Source organism: Streptomyces albospinus (genome assembly GCF_014648695.1).
In the GTDB taxonomy this organism is placed as follows: Bacteria; Actinomycetota; Actinomycetes; order Streptomycetales; family Streptomycetaceae; genus Streptomyces; species Streptomyces albospinus.
This window is the reverse complement of the sequence record NZ_BMRP01000026.1, coordinates 55,561-66,891: the sequence shown is the minus strand read 5'-3', so window position 1 is coordinate 66,891 and position 11,331 is coordinate 55,561. Positions and strand designations below refer to the sequence as shown.

The 11,331-nt window shown below is 73.8% G+C and carries 7 protein-coding genes; 4 read left to right on the top strand and 3 right to left on the bottom strand.

Going from position 1 to position 11,331, the window contains the following annotated elements:
* Positions 1 to 525 (bottom strand): FtsX-like permease family protein (locus IEZ17_RS42995; RefSeq protein WP_229852746.1); only part of this gene is annotated, 525 nt, incomplete at its 3' end.
* A 265-nt stretch (positions 526 to 790) separates the two neighbouring features.
* Here IEZ17_RS42995 and recN point away from each other — a divergent pair.
* Together recN and IEZ17_RS28650 are read left to right on the top strand one after the other, a co-directional pair.
* Complete coding sequence (recN, locus tag IEZ17_RS28655; RefSeq protein WP_189305139.1) at positions 791 to 2,527, top strand: DNA repair protein RecN; 1,737 nt, start codon at positions 791 to 793, stop codon at positions 2,525 to 2,527.
* Positions 2,528 to 3,075: 548 nt separating this feature from the next.
* Positions 3,076 to 4,245: a glycosyltransferase family 4 protein gene (locus IEZ17_RS28650; protein WP_189305096.1), complete on the top strand. Its 1,170-nt coding sequence runs from the start codon at positions 3,076 to 3,078 to the stop codon at positions 4,243 to 4,245.
* A 25-nt stretch (positions 4,246 to 4,270) separates the two neighbouring features.
* Here the strand turns inward: IEZ17_RS28650 and IEZ17_RS28645 are convergent, their stop codons facing one another.
* Positions 4,271 to 5,899: a PucR family transcriptional regulator gene (locus IEZ17_RS28645; protein WP_189305093.1), complete on the bottom strand. Its 1,629-nt coding sequence runs from the start codon at positions 5,897 to 5,899 to the stop codon at positions 4,271 to 4,273.
* Positions 5,900 to 6,128: 229 nt separating this feature from the next.
* Between IEZ17_RS28645 and IEZ17_RS28640 the strand changes: the two genes are divergently transcribed.
* Positions 6,129 to 7,298, top strand: a complete 1,170-nt coding sequence (locus tag IEZ17_RS28640) for a beta-1,3-glucanase family protein (protein ID WP_189305091.1) — start codon at positions 6,129 to 6,131, stop codon at positions 7,296 to 7,298.
* A gap of 106 nt (positions 7,299 to 7,404) precedes the next feature.
* Here the strand turns inward: IEZ17_RS28640 and IEZ17_RS28635 are convergent, their stop codons facing one another.
* Positions 7,405 to 9,210: a glycoside hydrolase family 15 protein gene (locus IEZ17_RS28635; RefSeq protein WP_189305137.1), complete on the bottom strand. Its 1,806-nt coding sequence runs from the start codon at positions 9,208 to 9,210 to the stop codon at positions 7,405 to 7,407.
* A 412-nt stretch (positions 9,211 to 9,622) separates the two neighbouring features.
* Here IEZ17_RS28635 and pyrG point away from each other — a divergent pair, with 412 nt between their 5' ends.
* A complete protein-coding gene (gene pyrG / locus IEZ17_RS28630) occupies positions 9,623 to 11,311 on the top strand; it encodes a CTP synthase (RefSeq protein WP_189305089.1) in 1,689 nt (562 codons plus the stop codon).
* The last annotated feature ends 20 nt before the right edge of the window (positions 11,312 to 11,331 follow it).

Here is an 11,331-nt window from a genome sequence, read left to right as displayed (position 1 = left end):
CAGCCCGGCCACCGCCGAGGTGACCACCGCCACCCCCAGGCACACCGGCAGCGCGACCCAGCTGAAGCGGAACGGCACCCCGGGCGGAACGAGGCCGTGGCCGACCATGCCGCCGAACCACTCGCGCGCCAGCACCGCACCCAGCGGGCACCCGGCCAGGGCCGAGGGGACCGAGGCCGCGACCGCCTGCGCGGCGGTGGCCCGCCGGATCTGCCAGGGCCGGGCGCCGATCGCGCGCAGCATCGCGAACTCGCGGTGCTGCTGGGTGACGGCGGTGCCCATCGTCGAGGCGACCACGAACACCGACAGATAGACCGAGCCGAGGAGCAGCACGACCGCCATGTCCCCTACGTGATGGGCCGCCATCACGCGCCGTGCGGATGCGGGGACGCCGTCCGCACCGGTTGCGGCGAGCATCGTCGTCGACGCCCCGACCACGGTCGCGGCGAACAGCGTCGCCACCGCCGTCCCCGCGAACGCGGGTCGGTGACCGCGCAGCGCGGCCCGCGCCAATCCGCTGGACATGTGTGTCCCTCTTCCCTCGTTCGCACCCTTCGCGCCGGTCGGTTCCGTTCGTGCCGCCCGGTTCCGTTCCCGGACCAGCGTGACGTCCGGATGCGGTCCGCCACCATGCGGCCCGCACTCCATCCCGGGTGGGGTTTTCCGCAGGTCCGGGGGGCGGAGAACCGCAGGTCGGGGGCCGCGGGCGGGCGGGGCCGGGCGGGAGTGAGGGGGAGGCCGTCGCGGGGCGGCCCCCGGACCTCGTAAGGTCGTGTCCGTGTTGGAGGAGATGCGGATCCGGTCCCTGGGCGTCATTGACGACGCCGTTGTCGAGCTGTCCCCGGGCTTCACGGCGGTGACCGGCGAGACCGGCGCCGGCAAGACCATGGTCGTCACCAGCCTCGGCCTGCTGCTGGGCGGGCGCGCGGACCCCGCCCTGGTGCGGATCGGCGCCAAGTCGGCGGTCGTGGAAGGCAGGATCACCCTCGCCGCCACGGCGCCCGCTGCCGTACGGGCCGAGGAGGCCGGTGCGGAGCTGGACGACGGCGCGCTGCTGATCAGCCGCACGGTCTCCGCCGAGGGCCGCTCGCGCGCCCACGTGGGCGGCCGGTCCGTACCGGTCGGCCTGCTCGGCGAATTGGCCGACGACCTGGTCGCCGTCCACGGCCAGACCGACCAGCAGGGCCTGCTGCGGCCGGCCCGCCAGCGCGAGTCCCTGGACCGCTACGCCGGGGACGCGGTGGCCGTCCCGCTCGCCAAGTACACGGCCGCCCACCGCCGGCTGCGCGCCGTCGCCGCCGAGCTGGCCGAGCTGACCACCCGGGCCAGGGAACGCTCCCAGGAAGCCGACCTGCTGCGCTTCGGCCTCGACGAGATCGCCGCCGCCGAGCCGCAGGCCGGCGAGGACACCGAACTCGCCGCCGAGGCCGAGCGGCTCGGGCACGCCGAGGCGCTGGCCTCCGCGGCGTCCGCCGCGCACGCCGCGCTGGCCGGCAACCCCGAGGACCCCGAGGGCGTCGACGCCACCACCCTGGTCGCCGGTGCGCACCGTGCGCTGGAGGCCGTCCGCAGCCACGACCCGGCGCTCGCCGCACTCGCCGAGCGGCTCGGCGAGATCGGCATCCTGATGGCGGACGTCGCGGGCGAACTGGCGGGTTACGCGGACGGCCTGGACGCGGACCCGCTGCGGCTGGCGGCCGTCGAGGAGCGCCGCGCCGCCCTGAACCACCTGGTGCGCAAGTACGGCGAGGACATCACGGCGGTGCTGGCCTGGTCCGAGCAGAGCGCCGCCCGGCTCGCCGAACTGGACGGCGACGACGACCGGATCGGTGAGCTGACCGCCGAGCGCGACGCCCTCCGCACCGAACTGGGCGAGCTGGCACAGGAGTTGACCGACGCCCGGACCGCCTCGGCGAAGCGCTTCGCGGACGCGGTCACCACCGAGCTCGGCGAACTCGCCATGCCGCACGCCCGGGTGAGCGTCTCGATCCGCCAAACCGAGGTGAGCGGGGACGCCGAGGGCGCCGACGGCATCGAGGTGAACGGCCGGACCGTGGCCTACGGGCCGGCCGGTGCCGACGAGGTCGAACTCCTCCTCGCCCCGCACCCGGGCGCCCCGCCCCGACCGATCGCCAAGGGCGCGTCCGGCGGTGAGCTCTCCCGGGTGATGCTCGCCGTGGAGGTCGTCTTCGCCGGCACCGACCCGGTGCCGACGTATCTCTTCGACGAGGTCGACGCGGGCGTCGGCGGCAAGGCTGCCGTCGAGGTCGGCCGGCGGCTGGCCAGGCTCGCCAAGTCTGCGCAGGTCGTGGTGGTCACCCACCTCCCGCAGGTCGCGGCCTTCGCGGATCGCCAGCTCCTGGTGGAGAAGACCAACGACGGTTCGGTCACCCGCAGCGGCGTCACGGTCCTGGAGGGCGAGGAGCGGGTCCGCGAGCTGTCCCGCATGCTCGCCGGCCAGGAGGACTCCGAGACCGCCCGCGCACATGCGGAGGAACTGCTGGAGGCCGCGCGTACCGGGGCATAGCAGCCGGAACGGGACACCTACGGACAGGCCCGAGGGACGGGGAGCCGAGCGCCGGGACGGGCCGGGTGAGGGGAGCGGCATGTCGGCGAGGGCGGGCGGCGGCGCGTCCGACGACGTGGCCGCCGCAGCCCTCCGCCCCGGGCCGTCGGCGCCTCTTCCGGTCGGACCCGCTCGGGGCCGCGGTCGCGCCCGTACCGGGGACGGGCGGATCCGGACAGTGAAGGACGGGTTCCGGACAGCGGTGGACGGGGACCGGGCGGGTGGGTTCGGCTGGTCCGGAGAGCGATCCGCGTGGTCGGCTTGTCGCCCATGTGGGTGAATCCCGGGATCCGGGGGTGAGACTTCCCACCGGAACGGCGTCCGCACGGTGGCGAATTGACGTCGCCGGACTGGCATCCTGGGCGCGGTGCGCAGTGCCGCCGCCGGCCCGCCCCGTCCCTCCCGAGGACGGGCACCGCCTGCGGGTCGCGGCGCATCGCAGCACCTCGCAGCAGGAAACCGCCTCGCCGGTACGGTACGTGCCGGCGCCGAACCAGGAGCCCGACCACGTGACCAGCACCCCGTCCCCGGCGCACGGCCTGTCGCCGCTGCGCACGGTCCAGGTGCTCGGCCACGGCAGCGGCGGCAGCGCGGCGCACGTCCGTTCGCTGGCCGAAGGGCTGGTCGCACGCGGGGTACGGGTCACCGTGTGCGCCACCCCCGAGGCCGAGGAGGCGTACGGCTTCGGCGCGGCGGGGGCCCGGTTCGTGCAGGTCGCCCCGCGGATGGACCCGGCGGGCATGGCCACCCTGCGCAGCGCCTGCTGGGACGCCGACCTGGTGCACGCCCACGGCCTGCGGGCCGGGCTGCGCGCCTCCGTCGCACTGCGCGGACTGCGCGGCCCCCGGGGCGGACGGGTGCCCCTCGTCATCACCTGGCACACCAAGGCGCACACCGAGGGCGCGCGGGCCCGGATCGTGCATCTGATGGAGCGGCGGGTGGCCCGCGCCGCCGCCGTCGTCCTGGGCGTCTGCTCCGACCTCGTCGACCGGGCGCGCGAGCGGGGCGCCCGCGATGCCCGGCTGGCGCCGGTCGCCATCCCGTGCCCCCGGCCCGACGGCATCCCCGGCGACCCCGCGGACGACGACCGCGCCCGCGACAAGGAGCGGGCCGAACTGGGCGCGGTGGACCGGCCGTTGCTGCTCGCGGTCGGCCGGCTCGACCCGTACCAGGGCCACGATCTGCTGCTGGACGCGGCGCACGCCTGGTGCGCGCTGGATCCCCAGCCGCTGCTCGCCATCGCGGGCGAGGGCGAGCAGCGGGCCGCGCTCCAGCGGCGGATCGACAGCGAGCGGCTGCCCGTCCAGCTGCTCGGCCGCCGCGACGACGTGCCCGAACTCCTCGCCGCCGCCGACCTGGTGGTGCTGCCCAGCCGGTGGGAGGCCCGCTCGCTGATCGCTCAGGAGGCGCTGCGCGCCGGGGTCCCGCTGGTGGCCACCGACACCGGCGGCACCCGCGAACTGGTCGGCCGGGCCGCGGAACTGGTCCGCTACGGGGACGCCACCGCCCTCGCCCGTACGGTGCTCGACCTGCTCGCCGACCCGGTGCGCCGCGACGCCCTCGCCGAGGCGGGCCGCGTCCAGGCCGCCGGCTGGCCCAGCGAGAACGACACGGTCGCCCAAGTGCTCAGCGTCTACGACGAGTTGACCCAGCCGGTGCAGCCGGTGCAGCCGGTCTGACGTGCCGGGCCCGCCGGGCCCCGGACTACGGCCGGTCCGTGTGCCGCCGCGCCCGCAGCGCCAGCCGCAGCCCGAGCACCGTCTGCGGATCGTCCAGGTCCGTGCCCAGCAGCTGGGCGATGCGCGCCAGCCGGTCGTAGAGCGTCTGCCGGTTCACGTTCAGATCGCGGGCGGTCTCCGCCTTGCGGCCCGCGCTGGCCAGGTACGCCTCCAGGGTCGGCAGCAGCGGCTGGCGGGCGCCGCGGTCATGGGCGAGCAGCGGCCCGATGGCGCGTTCCACGAAGTCGGTGAGCACCCCCTGTTCGCCGTGCTCCCGCATCCGCCACAGCAGCAGCTCGATGTCCAGGCGGCGGGCGTCGTACCAGGGCTGCTCCGGCAGCCCCTGGGCGGCTGCCGCGGCCTCCCCGGCGTGCCGCAGCCCGGGGCCGGCCGCCGCCCAGTCGCCCGCCGTACCGACGACGACCACCGGGCGGTGCGCGGACGGCCGGGCCAGGCCCGCGCGGGCGACCCCGGCGCGCAGTGCCTCGGCGATCCGGTCGGCGAGCGCGGCCCGGCCCTGGCCCGCCCGCAGTGCCACCAGCAGCGGGACCCGGCCCTCCACGGGACGGACGCCGAGGAGTACGGGCACGCCGAGGGCGGCCAGTTCCTCGCGCAGCGCCTGGGCGAGCAGCGCCCAGCTGCCGGGGGAGGGCAGCGCGACGGGCAGCCGCATCACCACCGGGAGCACCGGGTCGGCACCGGGGCGGAACCCCAGGAGCCGGGCCTGGGCGGGGGCCTCGGTCGCGGAGATCCGGCCCTCCGCCAGCTCGGCGAGGAAGTCCCCGCGCCCGCGCGCGGCCAGCACCTCCTCCTGGCGGGACTGGAGCATGACGACGGCGAGCAGATCGGCGGCCCGCTCCGCGGCGATCCGGTGGACCGGCGCCGGCGGGGCGTTGACCGGCAGCAGCACCAGCCGGGCGCGGACCGATTCGGGCCCGGGCCCGCCCCCGGGCACGTCGATCCGCATCCCGGTGTCGCGCAGGCCCTCCCAGGCCAGCAGCGGATCGGCGTCCGCGGGCCCGTCGTCGCCCTCCGGGCCCGCCGCGTACAGCGGGCTGCCGTCGGGGGCCTCCAGGCACAGCGGATTGCCGGTGAAGACGGCGAGCAGCCGCAGCACCTCGGGGGCACCGCCGCCGCGCAGCAGCACGTCGGTACAGCGCCGCAGCAGCTCGTCGGCCCGCCGCAGCAAGGTGTAGTGGCTGTTGATGATCTCGGTGTGGATCTCCTCGGTCACCGTGACGTACGGGACCTCGCGGTGCAGCTGGACCAGCGGCAGCCCGCAGTCCCGCGCGGCGTCGATCAGCGCCGTGGGCAGCGTGCCGAACCGGGAGCCCAGCTCCACCACGAGCGCGGCGATGTCGCGGTCGGCGAGTCTGCGGATGAAGGCGCGCTGCTCGGAGGGCCGGGTGCCCACCCCGAGGCCGGTGGTCAGCAGCAGCTCGCCGCCCTTGAGCAGCGAGGCGATGTGCGGGACCTCGCCGGCGTGCACCCAGCGCACCGCCCGGTCCAGCCGGTCCTCGCCGGCCAGTACCTCCGGCAGGCCGCGCCGCAGCGCGGGCAGCTCCAGCGCCCTGCGTACCGTGATCTCGGCTTCGATCTTCCGTTGCTGCCCCATGGCGACGAACGCTACCCGCAGTCCGGCTGTCCGGAGGGCCGTGATCCGGATGGCCGCCGCGCGGCACCCGGGCCGCGGGGCACCCGTCCCGCCCGTACGGGCACCGCGATGCCCGCTCCAACTCCTTTTCCGTTACGCCCCGTTGACGGTGCTCCACCGGCTCGGCAGGGTTCCGGGTACCTCCGTGGCGAGAGCACTCCCGTCACACACCCCCCACAAGGAGCAGCCCGTGATCACCCGTCGCAGCCTCCTCGGCGGCCTGGCCGCCGGCGCCGCCGCCACCGCCGGCCTGGCAACCGCCGCCCGCGCCCTCGGTGCCCCCGCCCCGGCCGGCCCGTCCGCCGCCGGCCTGCCCCTCCACATCGTCAACAGCTCCGGCGCCTACGCCAACTCCTCGGTCTGGGTCTACATCCTCGGCAACGACGGCACCCAGCAGGTCCACGTCACCGCGGACGGGCAGCTCAAGCCCGTCGCCGTCGCCGACAACGGCCCGGACGGCTTCACCGACTACGCCATACCCCTCGCCGCCGGCGGCACCACGACCCTCCAACTCCCCCCGATGTCCGGCCGGATCTACACCGCGCTCGGCGGCAAGCTCAAGATCAAGGCGGTCGCCGACGGCAACGGGAAGCCCGCGCTCGCCTACCCCGCGGGCTGGGTCGCCTCCGACCCCAACTACGACGTGCTGCACGACTGCGCGGAGTTCACCCACACCGCCGGCGGGATGTACTGCAACACCACCATGGTCGACATGTTCAGCGTGCCGCTGGCCCTCCGGCTCACCGGCGCCAGGGACCAGACCACCGGCACGCTCAAGGACGGCGCCCGCGCCCGGATCTTCTCCGACGTCAAGGGCGCCGAGGGCTTCGACCGGCTGGTCGTCGGCGACAAGCGGGTCATCGCCCCCGGCCACGGCCTGGACAGCGGCCTGTTCGGCAAGGACTACCTCGCCCCCGCCATCGACGAGGCATGGACCGCCTACGCGTCCAAGGACCTGACCGTCACCACCAACGCGGGCACGTTCACCGGCCGGGTCAGCGGCGACCGGCTCGGCTTCACGGGCCCCAAGGCGGTCTCCTTCGCCAAGCCCTCCACCCGCGACGTCCTCTTCTGCGACGGCACCCTCGCCGCCCCCAACGACGGCACCCTCGGCCCGGTCGCCGCCGTTCTCGGCGCCGCCCTCAACCGCTCCACCCTCACGACCCACCCCGCCCAGCCCACCACCGACCCGGCCGCCTTCTACCAGCAGCGGCTCACCAACCACTACGCCGCCGCCATGCACGCCGCGACCCGGGACGGCAGGGCGTACGGCTTCGCCTTCGACGACGTCGCCGGCTTCGCCTCGTACATCGAGGACCCCGCCCCGAAGGAACTCACCCTCACCCTGACCGCTTTCTGAGTCCCGACGCCCGCGGCCCCCGGCCCCGGCATACGAAAGGTGCCGCCCGGACCCACCGGGCGGCACCCGGGAACGCGGGAGTGCCGGACGAGCGCGGGGACGCGCCCTACCCCCCGTACGCCCCGCTCGCCGTCAGCCGCAGCGCGGTGTCGATCAGCGGGACGTGGCTGAACGCCTGCGGGAAGTTCCCCACCTGCCGCTTGAGCCGGGGGTCCCACTCCTCCGCCAGCAGCCCCAGGTCGTTGCGGAGCGAGAGCAGCTTCTCGAAGAGCTTGCGGGCCTCCTCCACCCGGCCGATCATCGCCAGATCGTCCGCCAGCCAGAACGAGCAGGCCAGGAAGGCCCCTTCGTCCCCTTCGAGCCCGTCCACGCCCAGCCCCTCGCCGGCCGTCGGATACCGCAGGATGAAGCCGTCCTCCGTGCCCAGCTCCCGCTGGATGGCCTCGATGGTGCCGATGACGCGCTTGTCGTCCGGCGGCAGGAAGCCCATCTGCGGGATCAGCAGCAGCGAGGCGTCCAGTTCCTCGGAGCCGTAGGACTGGGTGAAGGTGTTGCGCTCCTTGTCGTAGCCCTTCTCGCAGACGTCCCGGTGGATGGTCTCGCGCAGGTCCTTCCAGCGGTCCAGCGGCCCGTCCACGTCCCCGGACTCGATCAGCTTGACCGTGCGGTCGACCGCGACCCAGGTCATGACCTTGGAGTGCACGAAGTGCCGGCGCGGACCGCGGACCTCCCAGATGCCCTCGTCCGGCTCGTCCCAGTGCTTCTCCACCCACTGGATCAGCTTGATCTGGAGCAGCGAGGCGTAGTCGTTGCGGGCCAGCCCCGTCATGTGCGCCAGGTGCAGCGCCTCGGTGACCTCGCCGTAGACATCCAGCTGGAGCTGCCCCGCGGCGCCGTTGCCGACCCGCACGGGACGCGAATTCTCGTACCCGGGAAGCCAGTTGAGCTCGTTCTCGCCCAGCTCCCGCTCACCCGCGATGCCGTACATGATCTGGAGGTTTTCCGGATCGCCGGCCACCGCCCGCAGCAGCCACTCCCGCCAGGCCCGCGCCTCTTCGCGGTAGCCGGTGCGCAGCAGGGAGGACAGGGTGATCGCCGCGTCCCGCAGCCAGGTGAAGCGGTAGTCCCAGTTGCGGATCCCGCCGATGCACTCGGGCAGCGACGTGGTCGGCGCCGCCACGATCCCGCCGGTCGGCGCGTACGTGAGCGCCTTCAGCGTGATCAGCGAGCGCACCACCGCGTCCCGGTACGGCCCGTGGTAGGTGCAGTGCTCGACCCACTCGCGCCAGAACTCCTCGGTCGCCTCCAGCGCGCCCTCCGGGTCCGCCGCGGCGGCCGGCGGCTGGTGGTGCGAGGGCTGCCAGCTGAGCGTGAACGCGATCCGCTCCCCGGGCGCGACGGTGAAGTCGGAGTACGTCGTCAGATCCTTGCCGTACGTCTCCACGGACGTGTCCAGCCATACCGAATCGGGTCCGGCGACCGCCACCGTCCGGCCGTCCACCTTGTGGACCCACGGCACCACCCAGCCGTACGCGAACCGCATCCGCAGCTCCGAGCGCATCGGGACCCGGCCGCTGACGCCCTCCACGATGCGGATCACCTGCGGCGCACCGTCCCGCGGCGGCATGAAGTCGATCACCCGGACGGTACCGCGCGGGGTGTCCCACTCGGATTCCAGAACGAGTGAATCCCCTCGATAGCGGCGACGGTCGGCCTGCTTCGGGCCGTTGCCGTTGACGGGGCCCATCCGCCAGAAGCCGTGCTCCTCGGTGCCCAGCAGCCCCGCGAAGACCGCCGGCGAGTCGAAGCGGGGCAGGCACAGCCAGTCGACCGTGCCGTCCCGGCACACGAGAGCGGCGGTCTGCATATCGCCGATAAGTGCGTAGTCCTCGATGCGCCCGGCCACGTGCATCTCCCGTCGAACTGGAGTCACGCCCCCCATGGGACGTTGTGTGCTGTCCGTCCTGCCCATGAAACGTCGCCGAGCAGCTGGACCGGAAATTTCGGGCGGGGGTGGTGCCTTTTCCGGACCGCTCGTAGCGAGTGTCCGAGCAGGATACGACGCGGTCGGGTGTGGCGCGCGGTGCTCACGGGAGTGGGGTGCTCCGATCGAGTGGCCTGGATGATCCCGGGTGATGTCACCGCTCCCCTGAGTCGCCGGGAGCGACCATGCCCGGTCGCTGATAGCCTGGTACCCCGTGGACCGGTGGGACCCGAGCAGAACTACGTCACCCCCGAACCGCAGCGACGGCACCCCCTGAATCCCAGGACCGGCGCCGCTTCGCACCTCTCCACCTCGCGACCACGGGAGCTCCCTCTTGGCCATGCCGCCCACTGCTTCTCGATTGAATGCAGCCACGACGACCAAGCACCTCTTCGTCACCGGGGGCGTCGCCTCCTCGCTCGGCAAGGGGCTCACCGCCTCCAGCCTGGGTGCGCTCCTGAAGGCGCGCGGCCTGCGGGTCACGATGCAGAAGCTCGACCCGTACCTGAACGTCGACCCCGGCACGATGAACCCGTTCCAGCACGGCGAGGTCTTCGTCACCAACGACGGTGCCGAGACCGACCTGGACATCGGCCACTACGAGCGCTTCCTGGACGTCGACCTCGACGGCTCCGCGAACGTCACCACCGGCCAGGTCTACAACACCGTGATCGCCAAGGAGCGGCGCGGCGAGTACCTCGGCGACACCGTGCAGGTCATCCCGCACATCACCAACGAGATCAAGCACCGCATCCGTCGGATGGCGACCGACGACGTCGACGTCGTGATCACCGAGGTCGGCGGCACGGTCGGCGACATCGAGTCGCTGCCGTTCCTGGAGACCGTCCGCCAGGTCCGCCACGAGGTCGGCCGGGACAACGTCTTCGTCGTGCACATCTCGCTGCTCCCGTACATCGGCCCGTCCGGCGAGCTGAAGACCAAGCCGACCCAGCACTCGGTCGCCGCGCTGCGCAACATCGGCATCCAGCCCGACGCGATCGTGCTGCGCGCCGACCGCGAGGTGCCCACCGCCATCAAGCGCAAGATCTCGCTGATGTGCGACGTCGACGAGGCCGCGGTCATCGCCTGCCCGGACGCCCCGTCGATCTACGACATCCCCAAGGTCGTGCACGCCGAGGGCCTGGACGCGTACGTGGTCCGCAAGCTGGACCTGCCGTTCAGGGACGTCGACTGGACCCAGTGGGCGGACCTGCTCGACCGGGTCCACAACCCCGACCACGAGGTCCGGGTCGCGCTGGTCGGCAAGTACATCGACCTGCCGGACGCCTACCTCTCGGTCACCGAGGCGCTGCGCGCCGGCGGCTTCGCCAACCGCGCCCGCGTGAAGGTGAAGTGGGTCACCTCCGACGACTGCAAGACCCCGGCCGGCGCCGCCGAGCAGCTCGCCGACTGCGACGCGGTCTGCATCCCCGGCGGCTTCGGCGACCGCGGTGTGGACGGCAAGGTCGGCGCGATCACCTACGCCCGCGAGAACAAGCTCCCGCTGCTCGGCCTCTGCCTGGGCCTCCAGTGCGTGGTCATCGAGGCGGCCCGCAACCTGGCCGGCATCGAGGGCGCCAACTCCACCGAGTTCGACCCGGCCGCGGCCGACCCGGTGATCTCCACGATGGCCGAGCAGATGGACATCGTCGCGGGTGAGGGCGACATGGGCGGCACCATGCGGCTCGGCATGTACCCGGCCAAGCTCGCCGAGGGCTCGATCGTCCGCGAGACCTACGACGACCAGCCCTACGTCGAGGAGCGGCACCGCCACCGCTACGAGGTCAACAACGCCTATCGCGGCGAGCTGGAGAAGAAGGCCGGCCTGGTCTTCTCCGGCACCTCCCCGGACAACAAGCTGGTCGAGTACGTCGAGTACCCGCGCGAGGTCCACCCCTACCTGGTCGCCACTCAGGCGCACCCGGAGCTGCGGTCCCGCCCGACCCGCCCGCACCCGCTCTTCGCCGGCCTGGTGAAGGCGGCCGTGCAGCGGCAGCAGTCCGCGCGGAAGCCGGGCGCCGCGAAGTAGCCCGCGGCACGACGGATACC